Annotated in this window: 17 protein-coding genes; 5 read left to right on the top strand and 12 right to left on the bottom strand. The window is 38.4% G+C overall.

What is annotated here, in order from left to right; genetic code table 11:
- Positions 1-97 precede the first annotated feature (97 nt).
- The 9 genes from tsf to polA form a co-directional block, all read right to left on the bottom strand.
- A complete protein-coding gene (gene tsf / locus QPK98_RS09365; RefSeq protein ID WP_310992991.1) occupies positions 98-1,063 on the bottom strand; it encodes a translation elongation factor Ts in 966 nt (321 codons plus the stop codon).
- A gap of 97 nt (positions 1,064-1,160) precedes the next feature.
- Positions 1,161-2,039 (bottom strand): 30S ribosomal protein S2, encoded by an 879-nt coding sequence (rpsB, locus tag QPK98_RS09360; RefSeq protein WP_310992990.1) that lies wholly within the window; start codon positions 2,037-2,039, stop codon positions 1,161-1,163.
- A 301-nt stretch (positions 2,040-2,340) separates the two neighbouring features.
- Entirely contained in the window at positions 2,341-2,727 is a 387-nt protein-coding gene (gene rpsI / locus QPK98_RS09355; protein WP_310992989.1) for a 30S ribosomal protein S9, read from the bottom strand.
- Complete coding sequence (gene rplM, locus QPK98_RS09350; protein WP_310992988.1) at positions 2,727-3,182, bottom strand: 50S ribosomal protein L13; 456 nt, start codon at positions 3,180-3,182, stop codon at positions 2,727-2,729. The genes rpsI and rplM overlap by 1 nt, the downstream gene beginning before the upstream one ends.
- A 295-nt stretch (positions 3,183-3,477) precedes the next feature.
- Entirely contained in the window at positions 3,478-6,930 is a 3,453-nt protein-coding gene (locus tag QPK98_RS09345) for a pyruvate carboxylase (RefSeq protein WP_310992987.1), read from the bottom strand.
- A 128-nt stretch (positions 6,931-7,058) separates the two neighbouring features.
- Positions 7,059-8,147 carry a hypothetical protein gene (locus QPK98_RS09340; RefSeq protein ID WP_310992986.1) on the bottom strand — a complete coding sequence of 363 codons (1,089 nt, stop codon included), beginning with the start codon at positions 8,145-8,147 and terminating at the stop codon, positions 7,059-7,061.
- 75 nt (positions 8,148-8,222) lie between these two features.
- Positions 8,223-9,818, bottom strand: a complete 1,596-nt coding sequence (locus tag QPK98_RS09335; RefSeq protein ID WP_310992984.1) for a T9SS type A sorting domain-containing protein — start codon at positions 9,816-9,818, stop codon at positions 8,223-8,225.
- A 149-nt stretch (positions 9,819-9,967) separates the two neighbouring features.
- A complete protein-coding gene (locus tag QPK98_RS09330) occupies positions 9,968-10,525 on the bottom strand; it encodes a nucleotidyl transferase AbiEii/AbiGii toxin family protein (RefSeq protein WP_310992983.1) in 558 nt (185 codons plus the stop codon).
- Positions 10,526-10,673: 148 nt separating this feature from the next.
- Positions 10,674-13,514, bottom strand: a complete 2,841-nt coding sequence (gene polA, locus QPK98_RS09325) for a DNA polymerase I (protein ID WP_310992982.1) — start codon at positions 13,512-13,514, stop codon at positions 10,674-10,676.
- A gap of 250 nt (positions 13,515-13,764) precedes the next feature.
- Between polA and QPK98_RS09320 the strand changes: the two genes are divergently transcribed.
- Complete coding sequence (locus QPK98_RS09320) at positions 13,765-14,715, top strand: isoaspartyl peptidase/L-asparaginase family protein (protein WP_310992981.1); 951 nt, start codon at positions 13,765-13,767, stop codon at positions 14,713-14,715.
- Positions 14,716-14,869: 154 nt separating this feature from the next.
- Here QPK98_RS09320 and QPK98_RS09315 read toward each other — a convergent pair whose 3' ends face one another.
- Entirely contained in the window at positions 14,870-15,742 is an 873-nt protein-coding gene (locus QPK98_RS09315) for a cyanophycinase (protein WP_310992979.1), read from the bottom strand.
- A gap of 96 nt (positions 15,743-15,838) precedes the next feature.
- Here QPK98_RS09315 and cphA point away from each other — a divergent pair, with 96 nt between their 5' ends.
- The 4 genes from cphA to QPK98_RS09295 all read left to right on the top strand — a co-directional run bounded on the left by cphA (position 15,839) and on the right by QPK98_RS09295 (position 23,644).
- Positions 15,839-18,475: a cyanophycin synthetase gene (gene cphA, locus QPK98_RS09310; RefSeq protein ID WP_310992977.1), complete on the top strand. Its 2,637-nt coding sequence runs from the start codon at positions 15,839-15,841 to the stop codon at positions 18,473-18,475.
- 92 nt (positions 18,476-18,567) lie between these two features.
- Positions 18,568-19,329, top strand: a complete 762-nt coding sequence (locus QPK98_RS09305; RefSeq protein ID WP_310992976.1) for a toxin-antitoxin system YwqK family antitoxin — start codon at positions 18,568-18,570, stop codon at positions 19,327-19,329.
- Positions 19,330-19,398: 69 nt separating this feature from the next.
- On the top strand, positions 19,399-21,666 hold the full coding sequence (locus QPK98_RS09300; protein WP_310992975.1) for a hypothetical protein: 2,268 nt from the start codon (positions 19,399-19,401) through the stop codon (positions 21,664-21,666).
- 286 nt (positions 21,667-21,952) lie between these two features.
- Complete coding sequence (locus QPK98_RS09295) at positions 21,953-23,644, top strand: SWIM zinc finger family protein (RefSeq protein ID WP_310992973.1); 1,692 nt, start codon at positions 21,953-21,955, stop codon at positions 23,642-23,644.
- A 47-nt stretch (positions 23,645-23,691) separates the two neighbouring features.
- Here QPK98_RS09295 and QPK98_RS09290 read toward each other — a convergent pair whose 3' ends face one another.
- Together QPK98_RS09290 and QPK98_RS09285 are read right to left on the bottom strand one after the other, a co-directional pair.
- On the bottom strand, positions 23,692-25,002 hold the full coding sequence (locus tag QPK98_RS09290; RefSeq protein WP_310992972.1) for a sugar MFS transporter: 1,311 nt from the start codon (positions 25,000-25,002) through the stop codon (positions 23,692-23,694).
- 85 nt (positions 25,003-25,087) lie between these two features.
- Positions 25,088-26,086, bottom strand: coding sequence for an isoaspartyl peptidase/L-asparaginase family protein (locus QPK98_RS09285; protein ID WP_310992971.1), 999 nt, complete (start codon positions 26,084-26,086; stop codon positions 25,088-25,090).
- Positions 26,087-26,099: the final 13 nt, after the last annotated feature.

Here is a 26,099-nt window from a genome sequence, read left to right as displayed (position 1 = left end):
TATCAACTTTGACAAAGTTTTGAACTTTGTCAAAGCTTACAAAAAAAAGAGGCTGATTGATTTCAGCCTCTTTTTAATATATAATAGTGTTTAAAGCTTAAGCCAAAGAAACTCTCTTAAAGCCAACTACTTCAACATCGCCGTATGTTTTTACGTATTCGGCAACGTTTTTCTTTTCGTCTTTAATGAAATTTTGGTCAAGCAATGCTTTTTCATGGTCCAATGTAGTGTTGTCACTAATAAAACGCTCCATTTTACCAGGAAGGATACGGTCCCAGATTTTTTCCGGTTTTCCTTCAGCTTCCAATTCAGCTTTTGCATCTGCTTCTGCTTTTGCCAAAACTTCTGGGGTCAATTGTGATCTGGAAATAAATTGAGGAACATTCTTTTTGGTTTTCCCTAAACGTCCTAATTCAATATTCCCTTTTTCAATTTCTGCAATACGTGCTTCGGTTTCCGACGCAACATATTCAGGGTCAAAATCTTTATAAGATAGCGTAGTGGCTCCCATAGAAGCAACTTGCATAGAAATGTCTTTTGCTAACTCGTCTGCATTATCAACTGCTTTTGAAAGACCGGTAAGGGCAGCAATTTTGTTAACGTGAACATAAGAACCTACAAATGGGGCTTCTAAGATTTCAAAACCACCGATTTCTATTTTCTCTCCAATTACACCAGTTTGTTCGGTCAATTTTTCTGAAACGGTCATCCCGTCAAAATCTGCAGCTAAAAACTCATCTTTTGAAGATGTACCCAAAGCAATTTCGGCCATTTTGTTTGCCATTTCAACGTACGAGTCGTTTTTGGCAACAAAGTCCGTTTCACAGTTTAAAGAAATGATAACACCTTTTGTACTGTCGCTATTTATCTTTGCAGCGGCAACCCCTTCACTAGAATCGCGGTCTGCTCTTTTTTCAGCAATTTTCTGTCCTTTTTTTCTAAGGATAGCAATTGCCTCTTCCATATTTCCTTCTGCCTCAACCAAAGCCTTTTTACAGTCCATCATTCCGGCACCTGTGGCTTGTCTTAGTTTGTTTACTTCTGCGGCTGTTATTTTTGCCATTTGTATAAAGTTTTAGGTTTAATATTAAAAAAAGTCGTTTAATTTATTTTCAATATAGAAAAGAACCAAACGACTTTCAGATTTTTAAAAATCGAAATTATTCTTCTTCTTTAAGAACTTCTTTCTTAGACTTCTGACGAACAGGCTCCTTAGCTTCCTTCATCGCTTCTACATCTTCTTTATCAGTAGATGGAACTTCAGCAGCTTTTTTAGCTGGCTTTGCCGGCTTATCTTTTTTAGCAGCCTTTTTCATGTTTTCTTCGTCATTCTTATCTTTTCCTCCTGCTTTTCTTTCAGCAAGACCTTCGATAACTGCTTCAGAAACAAAGCTCATAATGCTCTCAATAGATTTTGAAGCATCGTCATTAGATGGAATTATATAGTCTATTATACGTGGGTCACTATTTGTATCTACCATTGCGAAAATTGGAATGTTCAATTTTAGTGCTTCGGCAACTGCAATATGCTCACGGGTTGTATCTACAACAAAAAGTGCTGCGGGAAGACGGCTCATATCTGAAATAGAACCTAAGTTTTTTTCCAATTTAGCACGAAGACGATCTACTGCCAAACGCTCCTTTTTGGAAAGCGTGTTGAAAGTTCCGTCTTTCTTCATTCTATCAATAGAAGACATTTTTTTAACCGCTTTACGGATAGTTACAAAGTTGGTAAGCATACCACCTGGCCATCTTTCTGTGATGTAGGGCATGTTTGCCGCCTTTGCTTTTTCAGCAACTATGTCTTTTGCTTGCTTTTTTGTAGCTACAAAAAGGATTTTGCGACCACTGGCTGCAATTTTCTTAAGAGCCTCACTGGCTTCTTCAATTTTTGCAGCGGTTTTGTAAAGGTTGATAATGTGGATTCCGTTACGCTCCATATAGATATACGGGGCCATGTTCGGATTCCATTTGCGGGTTAGGTGGCCAAAATGCACACCAGCTTCTAGTAAGTCTTTTACTACTACTTTTTCTGCCATTTTTGTTTTAGTTTACGTTCTGTGAAAGGATAGCAACCGGCTCTTTAATGGGTACTCCTTCGCTGACGCTATGGGAGCACAAAACAGAGCTTTGGTTTAGATGCTAAACTAACTTCTACATCGTCTGAAGCTTTGGCGAAAGAGAATTCTCCTTCCCTGAAGCTACGAAGCGTGTAGATAACAGCTTTTTTTAATTAATATTGATTATGAACTTGGGTAAAAAGTTATTAGGTTACTGAGTTATTACTTGCGTAGTTTGAAAAAACCGACTAAATAACTCAGTAACTCTATAACTAAATAATTATCTCTTAGAGAATTGAAATTTCTTACGAGCTTTCTTCTGACCGAATTTCTTACGTTCTACCATTCTTGGGTCTCTTGTTAATAAACCTTCTGGCTTCAAGATTCCACGGTTTTCGTCATTAAGTTCGCACATTGCGCGGGATAGAGCAAGGCGAATTGCTTCTGCCTGACCAGTAATTCCACCGCCAAATACGTTAACCGAAATATCGAAAGTGTCTTCGTTTTCAGTAAGCATTAAAGCTTGCTTTACTTTATACTGAAGGGTTCCAGTAGTAAAGTAGTTGTTCAACTCGCGCTTGTTGATCGTGATGTTTCCTTTACCTTCTTTTAGGTAAACACGTGCAACAGCGGTTTTTCTTCTGCCTATTTTATGAATTGTCTCCATTACTTGTTGTCGTTAAGGTTAATAGTTCTAGGTTTCTGTGCTTCCTGTCCGTGATTTGCATCTGCATACACTTTTAGGTTTCTGAACATTTCCGCGCCCAATTTATTTTTTGGGAGCATTCCTTTTACAGCTTTTTCAACAAGCCTTGCAGGGTCTTTTTTGTACAATTCTGTAGCGTTAAGACTACGTTGTCCACCAGGATATCCAGTGTGACGAATGTAGGTTTTGTCTGCCCATTTGTTTCCGGAAAGGTTTATGTTTCCGGCGTTGATAACAATTACGTTATCACCGCAATCTACGTGCGGGGTGAAACTTGGTTTGTGCTTACCGCGAAGTAATTTAGCAACTTCGCTTGCAAGACGACCCAATGCTTGCCCGTCCGCATCTACTACCAACCATTCTTTTACAACGGTGTTTTTGTTAGCAGATACTGTTTTGTAACTTAATGTATCCATTTAGTTCTTTGTCAATCGTTAATAAATCATTGTTTTCTCACCCTAAGACATAATTTTGCCTAAGAGGGGTGCAAATGTAGTGTTATTTATTTGAAAAACAAGCGGTGGGATGAAAATAGTAAGAAGAGATTAGCGGTGAGCGGGTAGAGCTATGAGAAAGTATCTTGTTGTTGAAAAAATTTACGTTTTATTGGTGTTGCAAGCTGTTATTAAGCTTCAATTTCATTTCAATAGACCTACAAGGATCGCTCGTTCCTCGCTCATACCTTGCAGGTCGTTGGATTTCATCATAAGCTTATTCAAGTGTCAATATCAAATCGCCTTTCATTACCATTGTTCCAGGTTCTAAGCTAACCGATTTAACTTTTCCTGCATTATTGGCGGTAATGGTGGTTTCCATTTTCATGGCCTCGATTATAAAAAGGTGGTCGTTTTTCTTTATTTCTTGACCTTTCTTTACTAAAACCTTATAAAGACTTCCTTGCAAGGGTGCGCCATATTGATTCACATCTTCTTCGTCAGCTTGAATATGGACTTCCTTTTTAACTTCAATAGACTTGTCTTTAATTTCAACAAATCGGTTTTCGCCATTTACCGAAAAGAATACAATCCGGATTCCTTCTTCATTTGGAATACCCACAGAGAGCAGCTTTACAATAACCGATTTACCCTCCTCTAGCTCTATAATGGCTTCTTCCTGAAGTTTCATGCCGTAAAAGAAGTTTGTAGAAGCGAGAATAGCCGTGTTTCCGTATAACTTATATTTTTCGTGAGCATCCTCAAAAACTCGTGGATATAGGCTATAGGAAAGGAAATCTTCAAATTCAATGGGGCGGGAAAAGCCTTTTTGAAATTTCTTTTTAAACACGTCGTATTCCGTTTTAAAATCTATAGGCTCTAAATGGGCATTCGGCCGGTCGGTGTAAGGAGTTTGATTTTTAAGGATAATTCGCTGAAGTTCCTTCGGGAATCCACCCAATGGCTGCCCTAAATCTCCTTTAAAAAAATTGATGACAGATTCGGGAAACGAAATGTCTTCGCCGCGTTCCATAATATCGTCAGGATACAGGTTGTTGGTAACCATAAAAATAGCCATATCGCCAACTACTTTAGAACTTGGAGTAACCTTTATAAGATTCCCAAACATTTTATTAACCAAACCATACATTTTCTTTACTTCACCAAACCGATCGCCAAGTCCGAGCGCTTCAGACTGGGGCCGTAAATTTGAATATTGTCCTCCTGGAATTTCGTGCTGATAAACTTCGGCCGTTCCTGCTTTTAGGCCAGACTCGAACGGATAATATACTTCGCGTACATCTTCCCAATAATTTGAAAATGAATTGAGCGTCGGGATATCAAATTGGTGTTCGCGCTCTTGGTTTCGCATCATTTCAACTACCGAGTTAAAGTTGGGTTGCGAGGTAAGCCCAGATAGGCCTCCTAAAGCTACATCAACCACATCTACGCCAGCTTCAATAGCCTTTAAATAGGTGGCAGATTGTATAGATGAAGTGTCATGTGTGTGCAAATGCAACGGAATATTGACAGTGTCTTTTAATGCCGAAACTAATTCATTGGCGGCATAAGGTTTTAACAGACCAGCCATGTCTTTTATCGCAATCATGTGAGCACCAGCGTTTTCAAGATCTTTTGCCAGTTGGGTGTAGTATTTTAAGGTGTATTTGGTTTCTTTTGGGTCAAGGATATCGCCAGTGTAGCTAATAGCTGCCTCTGCAATTCCGCCAGTTTTATTTCTTACATAATTGATGCTGGGTTCCATGGCCTTTACCCAGTTTAACGAATCGAATATTCTAAATACATCAATTCCGTTTTCCCAAGAGGTTTCAATAAACTTCTCGATTAAATTATCGGGGTATGCTTTATAACCCACTCCATTAGAACCGCGAAGAAGCATTTGAAAAAGAATGTTCGGCATCAGTTTCCGGAGTTCGCGCAGACGGGTCCACGGACTTTCATGTAAAAACCGTAAACCGACGTCGAAAGTGGCGCCGCCCCACATTTCTATACTAAATGTATTGGGATGGTTCTTGGCAAAACTCTCGGCTACTTGCAGCATATCGTAAGTTCGCATTCGTGTAGCTAACAATGATTGGTGGGCATCGCGAAAGGTGGTATCTGTGTAATGAATCTTTTTTTCGTCTTTTAGCCATGCGCAGAATTTCTCTGGACCCATTTCGGTAAGTAGGTCTTTTGTTCCTTTTGGATAACCGTTTACTCCTTCAACTTTTGGAATTTTTGGAGTTCTGAATACTTTGTTTTTGTCTATGTTTTTTACATCAGGGTTTCCGTTTACAATTACTTCACCTAAATAATTTACAATTTTTGAGGTACGATCCTGGGGTAATTTCCATTCGAAAAGTGCTGGGGTATTGGCAATAAAGTTAACCGTGGCTGCTCCACTTTTAAAGGTATCGTGTTGTATTACATTCTGAAGAAAACGGATATTGGTCTTTACCCCGCGAATTCTAAACTCTTTTAGGGCACGCACCATTTTCCGGCCGGCTCCGTCTAAAGTTCTTCCATGTGCCGAAACTTTTACAAGCATAGAGTCAAAAAACGGACTCACGCTATACGATTGATAAATGCTACCAGCGTCTAGTCGAATTCCCATCCCCGCGGCGCTTCTATACGTAGTTATGGTGCCGTAGTCTGGGGTGAAGTTGTTTTCTGGATCTTCAGTTGTAATCCGGCACTGCATGGCAAAACCATAGGTTTCCAGAGTGTCCTGATCATAAATTTTTATCTGCTTGTCACTTAGTTTATAGCCGCCAGCAATAAATATTTGAGTTTTTATCAAGTCTATTCCAGTTACCATTTCGGTAACGGTATGTTCCACTTGAATCCTTGGATTCACTTCAATAAAAAATACGTTGTCTTCGGCATCTACCAGAAACTCTACGGTCCCAACATTGTTGTACTTTACTTCTGTAGCTATTTTAACCGCGTATTTATAGAGCAGTTCTTTAACCTGTGCTGAAATATTAAAAGAAGGTGCAACTTCAACAACCTTTTGATGCCTGCGTTGAACCGAGCAATCACGTTCAAATAAATGCCGAATGGTACCGTGGTTATCAGCTACAATTTGAACTTCCAAATGCTTGGGGTTCTCAACATATTTTTCAAGAAACATAGTATCGTCTCCAAAAGCGGTTAGCGATTCATTTTTGGCAGATTCAAAGTTATTCTGCAAGTCTTCGTCAGATCGTATTACCCGCATTCCCCTTCCGCCTCCACCGGCGGCAGCTTTTAGCATTACCGGATAGCCAATGGCATTAGCTTCAGAAAGTGCAATTTTTAAAGAGGATAACTTTTGCGTATTGCTCTTAATAGTTGGCACATCACATTCTTCTGCAATTTTCTTGGCAGTAATCTTATCGCCAAGCGCATCCATTACTTTAGGATCAGGACCGATAAATACAATTCCGTTTGCTGCACAGTTTCTTGCAAAGTCTGAGTTTTCAGATAAAAATCCATATCCCGGATGAATGGCATCTACATTTTTTGCTTTTGCAATGGCAATAATTGCGTCTCCGTCTAAATAAGGTTTTAGTGGGGTGTCGTTTTCACCAACTTGGTAGGCTTCATCTGCTTTGTAGCGATGTTGCGAATAGCGATCTTCATACGTGTAAATTGCAACTGTGGTAAGGTTTATCTCGGTACAGGCACGTAAAACTCTAATGGCAATTTCACCACGATTAGCGACTAAAACTTTTTGTATTTTCATCAAAAGGACTTTTAAAGGATAATATTAAGGCTATAAAGATAGAAAACACAATGCCCCAAAATGTAAAAATGTGAAAATCTTTACAGTATAATTTTAAAATGTAAAAATGAAGATAGCTCCCAGATCCATTACTTCTTTTGTTTTTGGCGTGCGCGTTGCTCTCTTCTTTTCTTTCTTATAATATAAGGGTTTTCACTTTTATAATTACGAATTACAAACTCTAAGGCACTTTGCAGAACCTGCCCCATATTAGCTGCTTTCTTAAAGTTAACATCGCCAGTGAGTGCGAAGAGATCCATTTGTAACTGCTCCACTTTTTCTGGTGGCGAAATAGTGTCGTTTTTCATACAGGACATCAAGCCTTTTAACCGTTTTTTCTCGCTCGAGGCTCGTTTTGCCAATAAGGATCTTTCTTCACTTATATATTGGTCTATGGAAGTTTGGTGGAGTAGTTCCATGGTCATTTCAACCAATTCGTTGTTTTCCTTTAAAAACTGGGGCTTATAGACTTTTGCATTGCCTTCGTAAGATTGTTGGTCAAAATCTATGGCCCGTATTCTATATTGAATTCGGTCAAAATCGTGGGTAAGGACCATAACATAATTGTAGGAGCGCATATCGCCTAGTAAACGTACGAAGCAGCGTTCGTTGAACTTTACAAATTCCTTGGCTATTTCTACTTTATCGCGCTTAGTGCATTCTTCTAAATGGTTGTTTATAAAATCGTCTCCCGGAATGCCCGAAATGTGTTCCTCTATTAACGTGTTTTTCCGAACCAAAAAGTTGATGTGGTTTGGCGAAAGTAGATCTTCCAGTTCCAGGCCGTAAATACGCGAGGCATCGGCTTTTTTAATGTAGAAATAGAGGTAATTGTCGTTTAGAATATTGCGCACTTTTATTCTAAAGGGTTTTGAATTACCAAAAGTGCAAAAATCTATACGGTCTATATTTAGGAATGGCAAAATGGTATCGCCACCATCAGAGTGCAAAATGGAATACACTTTTTTTAAGCTCTGGTTGATTTCTTCGGTTTCAAATTCAGAATAATAAACACTTACCCACAAGGTATCCTTCCCGTTTTTGTCATATACCGTTACCGAGCCCTGAAACCGCAACAGATCGTCGTAATAAATTGGGATTTTAATGGTGCGGCCGTGACGGGTTAAGTATTTTAAAAGCGCCGGCGAAATAGGATACGCGGGCTTCTTTTTAGACATGAGCTTTTGATTGTTCTCCATAAGTGTGGGAAATATGGCATAAAGATATGGATTTTCAAAATTCTGAATTCTGTATTAGTTTTTTACAAACTTTTTTAAAGCTACATTTTTTCCAGAATAAAATTGAATATAATAAACCCCCGAAGCCAAGCTGGAAACATCCAAGGTTGGAGAAATACTGTCAACATCCAACTGCAAAACTTTACTGCCCGTCATGGTGTAAATGTTTATTTGGTTAATTATTTTGTCTTGGGTGTTAAGTTGCAATGTGTTTGTTGTTGGGTTGGGGTAGAGGGTTATTGCGGTGTTGAATGGGTTTTCTTCAAGGCTTAAAGTTTGGGCATGTTTTATGATCCAGAAATCGGCTTCTCCTCTGCTGTTTTCTGTTTTATCGCCTGAAATATTTGAAGCTGAATATCCTCCTAGAAAAAAACTATTATCATTAGTTTGAAATAGTGAATATAGTCCATCAAAATTGGCTCCTCCTATCGTGTTTTGCCATTCAATTATCCCTACATTATTGATTTTTAATAACCAAAAGTCTTCATCACCCTGAGAATTTTCGGTCTTGTTGCCAGAAAGATTAGACTTTGATATTCCTCCTATAATGTATCCTCCATCATTTGTTTGTGAAATAGATTTTATTTGTTCTCTATCATTACCACCAATTGTTTTTTGCCATTCAATATTACCTACATTATCAATTTTTAAAATCCAAAAATCTAAATCGCCATAAGAATTTTCAGATTTTTCTCCAGAAATATCCGAATTTGAATTACATCCTAAAATATATCCGCCATCGGCAGTTTGCTTAATGCGATATCCTTCATCTCCGCCAGCTCCTCCAATTGTTTTCTGCCATTCAATATTAAATGTTGAATTTAATTTTATTATCCATACGTCTAGAGATCCCCGAGAGTCTTCTGTTTTATCACCGGAGATGTTGGAATTAGAACTTCCTATTAACATAAACCCATCGTCATTACTTTGAATTATATCATGCGGAGCATCAAAGTTAGAACCTCCTATAGTTTTTTCCCATTCAATAATTCCTGTTGGGCTTAGCTTTATGCTCCAAAAATCTACATTACCTTTAGAATCTTCACTTTTATCACCAGATGTATTATTATCGGAACTACCAGTTAGCATGTAACCACCGTCACTTGTTTGGGATATGGATTCAAGTATTTCATAGTCTATAATATTTTCATCACCAGCTCCAATAGTGTTTTCCCATTCTATTGCACCAAATGCATCTAATTTCACCACCCAATAATCTGTAAATCCTAAACAATTTTCACTTTTATCACCAGAAATATTTGAATTAGAAATGCCTCCAATAATATACCCATTATCAATAGTTTGAGAAATTGAGTATGGACGATCATCCGAAAAACCACCTATTGTTCTTTGCCATTCAATATTATGTACATTATCTAATTTTATTATCCAAAAATCAGTGAGACCAATACTAGCGTTAGTTTTATCTCCAGAAATATCCGATTCCGAAAATCCTCCTAAAATAAAACCTCCATCGCTCGTTTTATTTGATGCTAATAAAAAATCTCCTTCACTCCCGCCAATAGTCCGCTGCCAAAGAATATTAGGGTCTTGGGCGTAAAAAGAAAATACTGAAAATAATAATGCTAAAAGGGTAATGGTCTTTTTCATCCTAAATTTCATTTGGGTTTTCGGGCACAATATATATATAATTGCAATCAAAAATTAATATTTCTAAAATGGAAAGATTTTAAAATGGGGGATAAAACAAATTAAATGTTTTATAAAAGAATGCTTTTGAAATATTTAATAAAACTTGTTTACTCCAACATTACAGTCTCTGTGAGAATGGTATTTTTTACTTTTCCCCACTCTAAAGGTTCGGTCATAATGGGCATTTCCTCATTTTCGGCATCTTCAAAGTAAACCAAGCTTTTCAATAGCAGAAAATGGGAGCCATCTTCATATTTTTTATTATAGAATTCCATCATTTCTTTTAAAGAAAAGGTTTGCAGAAGAAAATACAGATCAATAAAATCTTTTTTGCTTCCCCGTCCAGAAATGGCATTGAGCTTCATAGCTGCAATATCTTCCAAAGAAACTAAACGGATAGAATCAACTGTTTCAATATTTTTTAAAAGAGGATAATGGTAATTTACAAAATCTACTTTTAAACCATTGACAGCATATATTATGATATTTTTACTCTTTTTTAGGACAACAGGATTTCCAAATTTGGAAAGTTCTTGGGCAAATTCCAGTTCGTTAATTTCAGAGCTTCCGAACATATCAATAGCAACAGAAAGGCGGTGCCCAATTTGAAGTGCCAACGCGGTGCCACCCACAAGATTGAAACCTTTAAGAGTTTCAGGTTGCATGACATTGGAGATTGAATGAGTATCAAATCTTTGAAAGAAAATTGATTTCGTTTATCAAAAATATCGAAAATAATGTTATGACCAACTTTTTGGTCCCGATAGCAATCGGGATGGGATTTGTTTTTTTGGAATTTTCGTATCAAGGTGTTTAATGCGCCTCCAGCCAATTTTCGCCAACGCCCAGATCCACGTCCAATGGTACAATTAATTGGTAAGCGTTCTCCATTTCGTGTTTTACCATGGTTTTTAAATCTTGCAATTCGGGTTTATAAACATCAAAAACCAGTTCATCATGAACCTGAAGCAGCATCTTGCTTTTAAATTCCTTTTCTTCCAGTTTTTTATGGATGCTTATCATTGCAACTTTGATGATGTCTGCTGCACTTCCTTGTATTGGCGCGTTTACGGCGTTTCGCTCTGCTGCGCCACGAACCATTTGGTTGCTTCCGTTAATGTCTTTTAAATAGCGTCTTCTTCCCAAAACGGTTTGTACATAGCCGTGTTCGCGGGCAAAAGTTATTTGTTCACTTATATAATTCCGAAGTTTTGGATAGGTTTTATAATAGGTGTCTATCAACTCCTTGGCTTCGGTTCGGGAAAGGTCGGTTTGGTTGCTTAGGCCAAAAGCCGAAACGCCATAAATAATCCCGAAATTCACGGTTTTGGCGTTGCTTCTTTGCTCGCGGGTTACTTCTTCTATCGGAACGTCAAAAACCTTGGCGGCCGTGGAAGCGTGAATATCTTCGCCATTTTTAAAGGCTTCTATCATATTGTCTTCTTCGCTTAAAGCCGCGATAATCCGAAGCTCAATCTGCGAATAATCCGCCGCCATTAAAACGTAATCTTCATTCCGTGGCACAAAGGCTTTTCGCACCTGTCGTCCGCGCTCGGTCCTGATCGGGATATTCTGAAGGTTCGGGTTGTTGCTGCTCAATCGGCCCGTTGCGGCAACGGTTTGCATATAATCGGTGTGTACGCGACCTGTTGTTGGCTCAACCTGTTCTGGTAGGGCATCAACATACGTACTTTTTAACTTTGCCAATCCGCGGTATTCAAGCACATCGCGAATTATCTTGTGGTCTTTTGATAGTGCGGAAAGTACAGCTTCCGCCGTGGAGTATTGTCCTGTTTTTGTTTTTTTCGGTTTGTCGATCAGCTTCATTTTTCCGAAGAGAATCTCGCCCAATTGTTTTGGAGAGGCAATGTTAAAAGTTTCACCAGCCTCTTCGTAAATTCCTTTTTCCAGCTGAAGAATATCCTTGTCTAAGGCATCGGCCAGACTTTTAAGAAAATCCTGATCTAAGTTAATCCCTTCCAATTCCATTGCTGCCAAAACGCGAAGTAAGGGAACTTCAATTTCATCGAATAATTTTTGGGTGTTGGCATCGCCCAGTTCTTTTTCAAAATGTTCTTTTAGCTGAAAAGTAATATCGGCATCTTCAACGGCGTACTCGGTTTGTTTATCAACTTCAACCTCGCGCATACTGCGTTGGTTTTTACCTTTCCCAATCAATTCCGTGATGGGAACGGGGGTGTAATTGAGGTAAGTTTCACTCAACACATCCATATTATGGCGCATATCTGGGTTTATAAGATAGTGCGCAAGCATGGTGTCAAACAATTTGCCCTTTACGGTAATATTGTATTTTGCCAGCACTTTTATATCGTATTTCAAATTCTGACCTATCTTCTGAATGGATTCATCTTCAAAAAACGGACGGAGTTCTTCCAAAAGTTGTTGTGCTTCTTCACGATTTTCAGGGAAAGGAATATAAAACCCTTTTCCTTTTTCCCATGAAAATGCTATCCCGACCAATTCGGCTTCCAGAGGGTTCAAACCAGTGGTTTCGGTATCAAAACAGACACTTTTCTGCTTCAATAAATTCTGAATAAAAAGTTTAGTACCCATGCCTTCTTTTACCGTTTGATAAAAATGTTCGGTATTTTCAATTGTGGTACGCGAGTTATAATCTGTTATTTCTTCGGAAGTGTTTCCGCCGCCAAAAAGTGAGAATTGTCCGCTGCCAGCAGTTTTTTTCTGGTCATCTGTGGCCTTTTTCGGTGCAGAAGCGGTTTGATCTTTTGTATCTGAATTTATGTTTTCTGAAGAAAATAATTTTAAGAATTGATCTTTTAGCCTTCTAAACTCAAGGTCTTCAAAAATTTGTTGCACTTTTTCGCCGTCTGGCATGGAGAGCTCAAAGTCCTTTTCATTAAAAGTAACATCGCAGTCGGTAATAATGGTTGCAAGCTTTTTAGATAGCCTTCCGAGTTCTGCATTTGCTTCTACTTTCTCTTTCATCTTTCCTTTTAGGGTATCGGTATTATCCAGTAGCGCTTCCATAGAACCGTATTTTGCAATAAACTTTTTTGCTGTTTTATCGCCTACGCCTGGTAAACCGGGAATGTTATCACTGGCGTCGCCCATCATCCCCAGATAGTCAATTACCTGTTCGGGACGTTCAACTCCAAAGCGTTTTTGAACTTCCGGAATGCCCCAAGTTTCAATTGCGTTGCCCATTCTAGCGGGGCGATACATAAAGATATTTTCAGAAACCAATTGTGCGAAATCTTTATCTGGCGTTACCATAAAAACCTGATAATTTTCTTTTTCTGCCTGTTTTGCCAGCGTACCTATAATATCATCGGCCTCTAAACCTGAAAGTTCTATGCAGGGAATGTGCATGGCTTTGATTATTTCCTGAATTATGGGTACGGATTGTTTAATTACATCTGGCGTGGCATCGCGGTTAGCTTTGTAGTCTTCAAAGAGCTCGGTGCGCTCGGCACTTCCGCCTTTATCAAAACACACGGCAAGATGGTCTGGGCGCTCGCGGCGAATAACGTCAAAAAGTGAATTGACAAAGCCCAAAATGGCTGAGGTGTCCTGACCTTTAGAATTGATGGTCGGGTTTTTTATAAGCGCATAATACCCACGGAAAATAAGGGCGTAAGCATCAAGAAGGAAAAGACGTTTTTGGGTGGTCATTAGAATATGATTTAAAAATGGTGACTGAGCATTACGGCTTTGCTCAATATAAATTCCGTTGAAGTCCAAAAATAAAAATAACCCCCCACAATTAAGGTCTTTTCTGTGAAAAAGAAATAATCCATCTTGGGCTATCCGGTTTTTGAAACCTGTTTGGTCATTTTACATCTATATTTAAAACCAAAGTGTACTTTTGTGAAATTTAAATTAAGATTCAATAATCAAAAGATAGCCTTCGCGGGCAGGAATTATGAGTAAAAAATTTTCAATAGCCATTCATGGTGGTGCCGGAACACTAGTAAAAGGATTGATGACGCCCGAAAAAGAAGCGCAGTACACTGCGGCACTACGCAGCGCCGTTGAAAAGGGGTACGAGGTGCTGGAAAACAAAGGTAATGCGATGGATGCGGTTGAAGTTGCCGTAAAGCACTTAGAAGATTCACCGTTGTTTAACGCGGGGAAAGGAAGTGTTTTTACCAATGATGGCACCCATGAGATGGATGCTTCAATTATGGACGGAAACACCTTGCACGCAGGGGCGGTTTCACTGATTACGGGTATAAAAAACCCTATTTCCTTGGCGCGAGATATCATGGATAAAAGCGATCACGTGTTTTTGGCGGGAGATGGAGCAATGCGTTTTGCTAAATCCTTGGATTATAAATTGGAATCGCCTGAATATTTTTACGACGAACTTCGCTATCAGCAATGGCAGGAAATAAAAGACAGCGATTCGTTTCAGTTGGATCACAGTGTTAAAAAGGACAGTAAATTCGGAACCGTAGGAGCGGTAGCCTGCGATGCAGATGGCAATCTTGCCGCTGCAACTTCAACAGGCGGAATGACCAATAAACGCTGGGGCCGCGTTGGTGATAGCCCAATGATTGGTGCTGGAAATTATGCAAATAACAAAACCTGTGCAGTAAGTTGTACGGGTAGTGGTGAGTTCTTTATCCGTGGGGTAGTGGCGTATGATGTTTCCTGTTTAATGGAATACAAAGGAATGTCTTTAGAAGAAGCTTCTGCTGAGGTGATAAACAAACGGGTTTTGGAAATTGGCGGTGATGGTGGCCTAATTGCCGTTGATGCCGAAGGGAATATTGCAATGCCCTTTAATACCGAAGGAATGTATCGCGCATTTAAAACTTCGCACCACGACGGACAGGCCGAAGGCAAAATGGAAGTGCGTATTTATAAATAAGTTACTTGAGTATTGAAACTTCTATAAAAGAAAAGCCTGCAGTTTCCTCATGATTAAAAATGAGAAACCTGCAGGTATTACACTTACTGACTACTGATCAATGCGTACTGAATACTGACCACTGACCACTGACCACTGCGTACTGACCACTGGATCATAGCGTTTCCGCATCGGTCATTTCAAGATGGATAGGCGAAATATGTACGCGCTTTTCTTTAATATCTAGTTTATCGCCGTTGGCTAAAATATGTGTCTTTAAATTGGTTATAGACATAGGGGAGCCTTCTGGTACTGCATCGCGGTTGTTGTGTATTAGCCTGCGCGGATCAAAAAGAATGACCATTCCTGAGCCAATTACTTCACATTCGTTACGGTTTTTTATTACCATTCCGGTGTCTTCTGCTAGGCCTATGCCAACTTTCATAGGGAATTTTGATACGGCTTCGGCCAATCGTCCAAAACGTCCACGACGTATAAAGTGCGAATCGATAATAAAGTTTGGTATCAAGCTCATGCCTTTCCCCATTCTAGTTGCACCTTTGGTAAACGCTTCTTGCACGCCTCCACCGGTAATCATTTCTTCACTCATACACATAGCGCCGGCACTGGTTCCTGCAATTACAAAATCTTCGTTTTCGTATTTGTCTTTTATAATGTCGTGTAAGAGGGTTCCGCCAATATATTTCACTATTCTAGATTGATCACCACCAGAAAACATAACGCAATCGGCTTTTTTCATCAACTCCAAAAATTCTGGCTTTTCTGCATCTTCGCGGCTTCTAATGTCCATAACATGAACATTGTTACATTCCAGTTTGTTAAAAGCATCTAGATAGTTTTCGCTTACTTCAACCGGAATACTCGATGCTGTTGGAATTACAATTATTGTAGGGTCAACACCGCCGCTTTCGCGCACTACTCGGGAGAGAATCCCATCTTCTACATACTCTAAGGTGTACTGTTCGTTTTCACCATTTCCTTTGTCTTCATTTCCACCAATGGGAATTAAGGTTCCTTTTACGTTCATGGATTTATTTGATTTGTGGGCAAAAATACGCTAATTGTTAGAAAAAATAATCATATATTTATCAAATTCATATCAAACAAATAAAAACACCAACTTATGCGAATTAGAGAAATCAACGCTATGCGAGGACCTAACTATTGGTCTGTTCGTCGTCATAAACTAATTGTAATGGTTCTGGACCTAGAAGAAATGGAGGATTACCCATCCAATAAAGTAGAAGGTTTTAGTGAAAGGCTTCAGGCCAAGTTTCCTACCATGTACAGTCACCGATGTAGTGTTGGGGAAGCTGGTGGTTTTTTTCAACGGGTTGAAGACGGCACTTGGATGGGGCATATTATAGAGCATATTGCGCTCGAAATACAGACCTTGGCCGATATGGATACTGGTTTTGGAAGAACTCGTGGTTATGGCGAAACTGGGGTTTATAATGTAGTTTTCAGTTATATTGAAGAAAATGTAGGTCGTTATGCAGCAAAGGCAGCGGTTGATATATGTCAGGCTTTAATTGATAATGAAGAATACGACCTAGAACCCGATATTCAACGTATGCGTGAAATTCGTGAAAGCGAACGTCTTGGCCCTAGCACTGGTTCTATCGTTGAAGAAGCTGAAAGTCGTGGTATTCCTTGGATTCGCCTAAATAAATATTCGCTTTGCCAACTTGGTTATGGCGCCAATCAAAAACGTATTCAAGCTACCGTAACGAGTGAAACCAGCAGTATTGGGGTTGAACTTGCTTGCGATAAGGAAGATACAAAATACCTTTTAGAGCAAGCCGAAGTACTTGTGCCTCGTGGCGATATTATTGCGCGCGAAAGGAGTCTTGAGGAAGCCTGCCGCTACGTTGGCTTTCCATTGGTAATTAAGCCTATTGATGGCAACCACGGAAGGGGAATTACCGTAAACGTGAAAAATTATGATGATGCCTTGGTGGCTTTTAGAGAGGCAAAAGAGGTTTCGCATAAAATAATTATCGAAAAATATATCCAAGGTGAAGATTACCGCCTGCTCGTTATAAACAATGTGTTGGTAGCTGCTGCAAAACGCACCCCAGCAAATGTTGTGGGCGATGGAAAATCTACCATTGCAGAACTTGTAGAAGAAGTAAACAAAGATCCTAGACGTGGTTATGGCCATGAAAATGTACTTACCAAGATAACTATTAATAACCTTACCAAAACCATTTTAAAAGAAAAAGGGTTTACCGAGGATTCTGTGCCACCCGAAGGTGAAGTTGTAATTTTAAAAGACACTGCCAACCTAAGTACGGGTGGTACTGCCGAAGATGTTACAGATATTGTCCATCCGTCTAATGTTTCAATGGCAGAACGAATTTCAAAAATAATCGATTTGGATATCTGTGGAATCGATATTATGACCACAGACATCAGTCAAACCTTGGAGGAGACTGATGGAGCGGTGCTTGAAGTAAATGCAGGTCCAGGGTTTAGAATGCACTTAGCACCAACTACGGGCTTGCCTCGAAATGTGGCGGCACCAGTAGTTGATAAGTTGTATCCTATTCATGGCGATACAGGCCGTATTCCAATTGTTTCGGTGTCAGGGACTAATGGAAAAACCACTACTACACGGCTTATTGCTCATATTGCAAAAATGAAGGGCCACAGGGTAGGTTATACCACCAGTGATGGAGTTTACATCCAAAATAGATTATTGATGACGGGCGACTGTACAGGCCCCGCAAGTGCCGAATTCGTGTTAAAAGATCCAACGGTAAACTTTGCCGTACTGGAATGCGCCCGTGGCGGGCTCTTACGCGCAGGGCTCGGATTTAAGAAGTGTGATATAGGTATTGTAACCAACGTGGCGGCAGACCATTTGGGCTTAAAAGGAATCCATACTATAGATCAACTTGCAAAGGTAAAAGGCGTAATCCCTGAAACCGTTTTACCCGATGGATATGCAATATTAAACGCCGATGATGATTTGGTGTTTGATATGCGCCGGAATATAAACTGTAACCTCGCATTGTTCTCTATGGATGAGGATAATCCACGTATAAAAGCACTTCAAAAGTTAGGTGGTATTACTGCGGTCTATGAAAATGGATATATAACCCTGTGTCGCGGAACCTGGAAAATGAGAATTATGAAAGCCGAAGATATACCATTAACCTACGGTGGAAAGGCAACTTTTATGATCCAGAATGTGCTTCCGGCCGTTATTGCTGCTAATATTAGGGGTATAGGTATGGAAGATATAAAAGTGGCGCTGCAAACCTTTATTCCATCTGCAAATCAAACCCCGGGACGCTTAAATATGTTTGAGTTTGAAAACTTTAATATTTTATTAGACTATGCCCACAACCCAGCAGGAATGCGCGCGCTACAAAATTTTACAAACAATCTTGAAGCCACGGTAAAAGTTGGGATTATTGCTGGAGTAGGTGATAGAAGAGACGAAGATACCAATGAAATAGGAAGTATTGCCGCTGAAATGTTTGACGAAATTATAATCAGGCAAGACAAACGCCTTCGTGGTCGTACTGAAGAAGAGCTTATAAAACTCCTTAGCGACGGAATTAAAAAGAAAGACCCAAAGAAAAAAACAACTATTATCCCTTCGGAAAAAGAGGCGATTACCTATGCAGTAAAAAACGCCAAAAAAGGCTCCTTGATTATTTTGTGTAGCGACGTTATACCCGATGCGCTTGAATTGGTTACCAAGTTTAAAGACATGGAGAGCAGAGGAGAATTGGTTTTTTCGGAATAACTTATTTAAACGAAATTATTAAGTATAAGAAGCTGGAAAGTTGATGTTTCGGCTATATTATATTGGTAAAAACTAAAAATAGCAGGTTAAAAATGCGCAGCAGTAACATATATTTATTTTTTATAAGTATGCTTACTGCTGTGTTTTTAGTTCAATGTAAAACAATTAACGAAGACGATGTAAGAAAACATCAAACTCCTATTCAAGACAGTACAGAAGAGCCTTTTAAGGATTTCTATCCTTCCGGAAAACTCAAAATTGAAGGACAATATATTGACAATAAAAAAACCGGAAAGTGGGTGTCGTATTATGAAAACGGGGAAGAGCGCGCAATAAAAAATTATCTAAAAGGCGAACTGAACGGCTATCAAAAAATGGATTACTCCCAAGTTTTGTACATGGAGGGAAATTCAAAAGATGGAGTAAAAGTTGGAACATGGAAAAGCTACTTTAAAGAAAATAAGCAGCTTAAATACGTAAAACATTTTGACGATAAGGGAAACGCAACGGGTGAATGGAAAACGTATTACGAGACTGGTGAACTTTATCTAATTGAAAACTATTTGAATAATAGGCCCCATGGAAAACAAGTAGAATATTTTAAAAATGGTAACATAAGCAGTGTCGGCAAAAACCTTGATGGACAAAAAGAAGGCCTGTGGAACTATTATTATGAAGACGGAACGCTACGCAGCGAAAGAGCGTTTAAGAATGGCGTAGCAAACGGAAAGTATATCGATTACTTTAAAAACGGCAAAGTTTATACAATAGGAAATAAAGAAAATTTTAAAAAAGTAGGGGTTTGGAAAACCTTCAATAAAGAAGGAGGTTTAATTGAAACAGTTACGTATTGAAAATTTTAAACTGAAGGGTGGGGAGAACTTGGTTATATATAAGTGTTGCCTGCAAGCTGAAAAAAACATATGGAACTAAAATACATTATTGAGATTTGTGTTGCAGTTGACATTGCGATTCTAGGTATTGCGTATCCAATAATTGTAGATAAAATCTCAAATATTGGAGATAAATATTCCTCAAATTATCTTTCCGAATTGTTTAGTGTAGAATTTCCTCAAAGAGCGCTTTTTAAAAAATACAACTCACTTTCTTTTTTTAAAATTCTACTATATTTGACAATTTCATTATTCCTGTTATTAATATTTCCTTTAAGGCCTATTTTTTCTACAGATATATTTTGGCTGGATTGGGTTATAGGTAATTCAGCTGAACTTTTAGTTTTAGTTACAACTTTAGCACTCACTATATCATTTTTTATATGGCTTGATAAAGTAGTATTATATAATGGGAAGTCAACAACTCTTCTAAAAAGGATAATTCGAAAATATCGTAAACTAGATGAAGTTAGTCCTTTAAAATCTTATCATCTAAAAACAATTAATGAACTTACATATTATGCCTTAAATAAACCAGATAAGCATATTCAGGAAACTCTGACTGAATTCTATTATAATGAATTTTCGAAAATAAGACGAAATCACGATAAGACTAAACCATTAGAATATCCATACGAACTTTACGAATTTGTTCACAACTTATGCTTTGAAGTTATAAATCAAAAAATCGTAAGGCTACCTGTAATCGAACATCGTGCAGTAAGTGGATGGTGGCTTCTGGGAGAGGACTTTGAAGAGATTACAATCTCGGAAACAACATATTATTGGATATGGAGAAATTTGACTTTGATTTGTAGGACTGACAAATATGTTAAGGCCTATTGGTCTACAGCACATCAATATTTTGATTATAAATTAAAAGCTATTAGAGAAGACTATGACTTCGAAAAAGGAGAAATCATAAATATCAATGAAGTTGAAAAAAGATATGAAGAAAGACGTATATTTTTAGAATTCCATTATGCTCTAGGTGGACTATTAATGTATATAAAAAACTATACGACTATTAATTACCTATTTAATTATACACAATCATCACCACCTAGTTATGCTCTCCTACCAGAGACAATGACTGAAATCTTTATCTTTTTTGAAGAATTTCGTAATGAGTTTAAAAATCGAAAAACTCCAATTGATTTAAAATATTACTTTCCAGAATTAGATAATCTTGGTAATAGACGACAAGTTAATTATTGGATTTGTTGTTATATCACCCTACTTTTCATTAGACAATTCGCACAAAACGAGATATATACATTTCAGGACTTTACTGGACAGCCAACCCTTCCGGAAGATATTTTAGAATTGAATAATTGGTATGACGGTGTTTCATATTTCGAGAAGTGTTTAACAGATACTATTGATAATAGTTTATTGATGAATGCTGTTGGTTTTGAGAATATTGTCAAAGAGAAAAGAACGAATTTCCTTTGTTTTTTACAAACATTAAAGGAAAATATCAAAGATAGAATTGGGACAGAAAAACTAAATGCACATTTATCCGAAGAAAAAATTGAGGCGTTTAATCAAAAAACTAAAGATATCATAAACGAGGCTTTTAAACAATATAATAAAATCTTCATTCCACTAGACAATACAATTGAAAAAGATGATTTAAAACTAACCTTGCAAGGTTCAAAATTATTGTTCTCCAAATCAGCTTTTACTGACAAAGACATTCCGAACTTAAATTTCGATAGAGTTTTAGCCAACCAAATAGCAAATGGCACTATTAAAAAATATATTCCTAATTCGTTTTTAATTTCAAGAACAAGAAGATTTCTCTTAGAAGAAGCAACTCTTTTAGATGGCATAAAGAGACTTAAAATTAATAAAAACGAGTTTGTTATTGTTGGAGTAAATTTATCGCAACATTTAGAGAATGTAATTTCAAATTATAAAGATATTCTGATTAAAATACCTTCCACAGAATATCAAGTTAAGGATACTCTTTACGTAATAAATAAAAGAGATTTACCAAGTATTGAATTTAGAGAGTTGTCAAGTGAATCAATTGAAGATAATGATTTAAAAATTATTGATAATAATATAAAACTATATACATCTATAGTTGAAATTGATGATGATGAACAAAAAGAAAAATGGAAAGAAATTAATAATCCAAGAGATATAAATGTCAATGTTAGTGTTACAATTGCGTTTCTAGCTTTAATTTTATGGAATAAGAAGCGCGATATTGTTCAACTAAATATTATTTCTCCTTATAGAGAACAAGGAATACCAAATTCATTAAACGAAATATTGCCATTCGAATAAAAAGCCAGCAGGTAACACTGTATAAAAAAAATAGGGCAAGTAAGTGCTAAACCCAATGTTTCGGGAGCAAAAGATTTGGCTTGTGGATAATGCGAAAGGTAATTGCTTATTTAGAGCCCTACTTCTTTTATAATAAGCGTTTTAAATGTTAATTTTGCACTTATTACTTGAACTTAGATCAATCTGTTTGCGGACAAAATAATGTTACAGAATTAAAAGCAGTTTTAGAAAAAATTGACCTAAACCTTTAAAATTCAATTTAACACGCTCCTAACTTCTAAAACCTATGAAGATACCCATAGACCAATTTGAACAATATATAGACGAAACTATTCTGAAACGAGGTCATTCCTATTTTAAAAATGGCAATGTGGATGCTGTAGAGGAATTGAGCGACCATAATTTTGAAGCCATTGTTTCCGGAACGGACAATTATCGGATAACATTTTCAATTGAAGACCGTCATTTTATGAATGCTTCTTGCACCTGTCCGTATGATTACGGCCCTATCTGTAAACACATGGTAGCCGTTTTTTTGTATGTTTTACAGGAGGAGCTCGGTTTGGATGCGCCAAAGGCCAAAAAACCACGTAAAAAACGAAAGACAATCCAAGACCAGGTTTCGGAAATTTTAGCGGAACTTTCCCCTAACGAATTAGCGGATTTTTTAAAGGAACAAACTGAAATGAATCGGGAGTTTCGGGAGCTTTTTTTAGCAAGGTTTGCCCACCTTACACAAAAAACGGACAAAAAATTCTACCACGCCCAAGTAAAACGTCTTTTAAGAGCGGCCAAGGGGCGTCATTCCTATTTAGATTATCAAGGGGCAAGGGAAGCTTCCATTCTGGTGTCCGAACTCTTGGATACCGCTTCTGGATTCCTTCAGAAAAACAAACATCTCGATGCCTTTAATATGGCTGCAGCGATACTTGAGGAAATGATTAAAGCACTGGATTTTGCTGATGATAGCAATGGCGATATTGGATATTGCATAGATGGGGCGTATGAGATTTTGAATACACTTTCGAGAGAAGAAGATCTTCCTGAAAAATTTAGGAAGCATTTTCTTGAATATTCCTTAAAGACGTATAAGAAAAAGCTTTTCAAAGGGTGGGACTGGCATTTGGGAATGCTGGGAATGGCGGTGTCACTGGTTCGGGATCCAAAAGAAATAGTAACCCTGAAATCTCTTTTAATTGCGGTTGATAAAGAGGAGTATGATTATGAATTCCGTGAAGCTCAAAACCTGATGTATTTTCTTATTGGGAAATCAGAAGGAGAACAGAAGGCGTATTCGTATTTGCTCGAAAACTTAGATAATTACAATTTCAGAAAGAAAGCTATTGACCAAGCTATCAAAGCCAAGGAATACCAACAGGCCATTACTTGGGCCGAGGAGGGAATAGCACAGGACACCAAAGATAGACCTGGTCTCGTGCACGATTGGCAAAGAAGGTTATATCAGGTTTATAAAGAAAAAGAAAACACCGAAAAAGCCGTTCATTATGCCAAAGCGCTTTTTATAAGCAATTTCCACAACGAATTGGATTATTTAGAAGAGCTCCGAAAATTGATTGCTAAAGATGAATGGAAAGATTTTATAGAGAGTTTATTAGCAGAAATAACCAACAGCCGCGGATATGCCAAAAGGGTACTAGTTGAGAAAATTTTGATAGCCGAAAAAATGTGGCCGCAACTTCTGGTTTTCGTCAAAAAAGAAGTGGGGCTGGAGCACCTTCATAATTACGAAAAATATCTGTTGAATGACTATCGCAATGAAGTGATAGCGTGCTATGCGTTGGGAGTTCAAAAATATTTAAAAGATAATATAGGCCGTAAATATTATCGGCGTGCCGCCAAATACATCAAGCATATAAAAATTTTGGGAAACCCAGAAAAGGCAAACGAACTAAAAACTGACTTGATGGAGCAATACGACAATAGACCGGCACTATTGGAAGAGTTTGCAAAAATTTAAAAACAGGGAGTTTTTCGTGCTCTCAAGCTGTAAAACCGTTTTTAGTTTCAGGACGCTAGACTACTTCTTCTTTTTATAATTCCGAAGAAAAGAATATAGCCATAACACGCAATCACTAAGAATAGCGCTATTTTAAATCCGAGATTATCAGTTAAAAATCCGTATGCCGGAGGGATTATTGCTCCACCAACAATTGCCATACAAAGCAACCCAGAAGCCTGGGGCTTTAAATCGCCTAAACCGTCAATGGTCAACGCAAAAATGGTAGGGAACATGATGGAGTTAAAAAGACCTACTGCAAGAATGGACCACATAGCCACTAACCCAGTGGTGTTTATAGAAACCAGCAACATCAATACCGCGAGAAGTGCAAAAACAGATAGCACTTTAGGCGGAGCTATTATTTTGGTTAAATACGCGCCAATAAACCGCCCTACCATAGCCCCGCTCCAATAAAACACTACAAAGGCACCTACAATGGCCTTGGCGTCAACAGTGCTTAAATCTGTGTTTAGAAGGCCTGCAGCTATGGCATTCATGGTTTCGTTTTGCAAAATTATTTCAGAAAGGTTCATGCTCGTAAAATAATTTACCAAATAGCTGCCAATGGCAACTTCCGCACCAACGTAAACGAAAATCCCGAGCGCACCCATCATCACAATTTTATTTTTTAATAGCTTTCCATAACCTCCCACGGGCGTTTTCTCCAAGATTGTTGGGAGCTTTATAAATACGAAGAGCAGAGCCAAAAGGCCAATAAACCCTGCAATATATAGAAACGGCGTCTGTACGGCAGATGCTTCGGAAATGTAATAGTTATTTCTATCGATATCTGTTAAAACTGAAATTTCTTCAGAAGACTTTATCGTGTCGCTCAGCAAAAAGGAAGCGCCAATCAAGGGAGCAATCGCAGTTCCCAACGAGTTGAAGGCTTGCGAAAGATTCAGTCTGCTGGAAGCGCCGTCTTCACTTCCCAAAACGGAAACATACGGGTTGGCGGCTACTTGTAAAACCGTAATACCGCCTGCCAGAGTAAAATAAGCAACCAAAAATATCCAAAATACCCTTTCGGAAGCGGCTGGGTAAAAAAGTAAGCATCCTACGGCCATGGTAACCAAACCAACAATAATTCCTTTTTGATACCCAATCTTAGAAAGCAGTGCTCCCGCTGGGACCGAAATAACCAAATAGGCAAGAAAAAATGCAAACTGTACCAATCCTGCCTGAAAATAACTGAGTTCGAAAACGTCTTTTAACCGCGGGACCAAGCTGTCAACAAGAACGGTGATAAACCCCCAAAGAAAAAACAGGACGGTTACAGTTATAAAGGCGGCGCGGAAAGATTTTTTTTCGGTCATAGGAAGTTTGTTAATGATATGCTTTGTGCTCTCTGTGCCTCCGTGGTGTAAATTTTACCACAGAGCCGCAGCGGACACAGAGAATTTATTTTTTATTATAAAATTCAGAAGGAATATTCTCGTTTTTATCACCTTGATATTTGGTTACGGAAAAACCATCGTGAATGGAATAATATCCAGTTTCACCTTTTTTGTTCACTGCGATGTAACCTACCTGAAAATTGCTGTAATCTGGATTCTTCTTAATAATTCGTCCAATCGCTTCTTCGCAAGCTTCTTGGGGTGTTCTTCCTTGTCGCATTAGTTCCACAATCAAGAAACTACCCACGGTTTTTAAAACTTCTTCACCCATTCCTGTAGCCGTGGCGCCACCAATTTCATTGTCAATAAACAACCCTGAACCAATTATTGGGGAATCGCCTACACGGCCTGCCATTTTATAGGCCAAACCACTTGTTGTGCAGCCACCAGAAATATCACCATTTTTATCAATGGCGAGCATGCCAATAGTATCGTGGTTTTCAATGTTGATAATGGGTTTGTATTCTGAAGTCTTTTTCCACTCCTCCCAATCTTTTTTCGATCTTTCGGTAAGTAGGTCTGTGGGTTTAAATCCTTCAGAAATAGCGAATTGTTCAGCTCCTTTTCCCGCTAAAATTACATGGGGTGTGTCTTCCATAACTTTTCGTGCAACGGAAATGGGGTGGAGTATATTCTGAAGATAAACCACCGCGCCATAATCGCCGTCTTTGTTCATAATGCAGGCATCCAAGGTGACGTTTCCATCGCGATCTGGCAAGCCGCCAAGCCCTACCGATTGCCCATCGGCATTGGCTTCTTCAACCATACAACCTTTTTCTATGGCGTCTAGGGCAGATTTTCCTTCCTGTAGAACGCGCCAAGCTTCGGCCGTACTTTCTTTTACATTCCAAGTAGCGATAACCAGAGGGAAGTCTGCTGCTTCAAATTTCGGATTTATAACTTCAGCAGTTGACGCTTCAACTTCCGAAGCGAAAACTGAGCTGCCAACTACAACTCCCAAGCTGGAAAGGGTGGCGTTTTGTATAAATTTTCTGCGTTTCATGGAAAAATTAGTT

This window comes from Aequorivita marina (genome assembly GCF_031631895.2).
Classification (GTDB): Bacteria; Bacteroidota; Bacteroidia; order Flavobacteriales; family Flavobacteriaceae; genus Aequorivita; species Aequorivita marina.
The sequence above is the reverse complement of the archived record's forward strand: the minus strand, read 5'-3'. Positions and strand labels throughout refer to the sequence as shown.

Excerpts from the sequence above, each read along its gene's own strand:
- tsf (WP_310992991.1), bottom strand. The coding sequence starts at position 1,063 with ATGGCAAAAATAACAGCCGCAGAAGTAAACAAACTAAGACAAGCCACA.
- rpsB (WP_310992990.1), bottom strand. The coding sequence starts at position 2,039 with ATGGCAGAAAAAGTAGTAGTAAAAGACTTACTAGAAGCTGGTGTGCAT.
- rpsI (WP_310992989.1), bottom strand. The coding sequence starts at position 2,727 with ATGGAGACAATTCATAAAATAGGCAGAAGAAAAACCGCTGTTGCACGT.
- rplM (WP_310992988.1), bottom strand. The coding sequence starts at position 3,182 with ATGGATACATTAAGTTACAAAACAGTATCTGCTAACAAAAACACCGTT.
- QPK98_RS09345 (WP_310992987.1), bottom strand. The coding sequence starts at position 6,930 with ATGAAAATACAAAAAGTTTTAGTCGCTAATCGTGGTGAAATTGCCATT.
- QPK98_RS09340 (WP_310992986.1), bottom strand. The coding sequence starts at position 8,147 with ATGTCTAAAAAGAAGCCCGCGTATCCTATTTCGCCGGCGCTTTTAAAA.
- QPK98_RS09335 (WP_310992984.1), bottom strand. The coding sequence starts at position 9,818 with ATGAAAAAGACCATTACCCTTTTAGCATTATTATTTTCAGTATTTTCT.
- QPK98_RS09330 (WP_310992983.1), bottom strand. The coding sequence starts at position 10,525 with ATGCAACCTGAAACTCTTAAAGGTTTCAATCTTGTGGGTGGCACCGCG.
- polA (WP_310992982.1), bottom strand. The coding sequence starts at position 13,514 with ATGACCACCCAAAAACGTCTTTTCCTTCTTGATGCTTACGCCCTTATT.
- QPK98_RS09320 (WP_310992981.1), top strand. The coding sequence starts at position 13,765 with ATGAGTAAAAAATTTTCAATAGCCATTCATGGTGGTGCCGGAACACTA.
- QPK98_RS09315 (WP_310992979.1), bottom strand. The coding sequence starts at position 15,742 with ATGAACGTAAAAGGAACCTTAATTCCCATTGGTGGAAATGAAGACAAA.
- cphA (WP_310992977.1), top strand. The coding sequence starts at position 15,839 with ATGCGAATTAGAGAAATCAACGCTATGCGAGGACCTAACTATTGGTCT.
- QPK98_RS09305 (WP_310992976.1), top strand. The coding sequence starts at position 18,568 with ATGCGCAGCAGTAACATATATTTATTTTTTATAAGTATGCTTACTGCT.
- QPK98_RS09300 (WP_310992975.1), top strand. The coding sequence starts at position 19,399 with ATGGAACTAAAATACATTATTGAGATTTGTGTTGCAGTTGACATTGCG.
- QPK98_RS09295 (WP_310992973.1), top strand. The coding sequence starts at position 21,953 with ATGAAGATACCCATAGACCAATTTGAACAATATATAGACGAAACTATT.
- QPK98_RS09290 (WP_310992972.1), bottom strand. The coding sequence starts at position 25,002 with ATGACCGAAAAAAAATCTTTCCGCGCCGCCTTTATAACTGTAACCGTC.
- QPK98_RS09285 (WP_310992971.1), bottom strand. The coding sequence starts at position 26,086 with ATGAAACGCAGAAAATTTATACAAAACGCCACCCTTTCCAGCTTGGGA.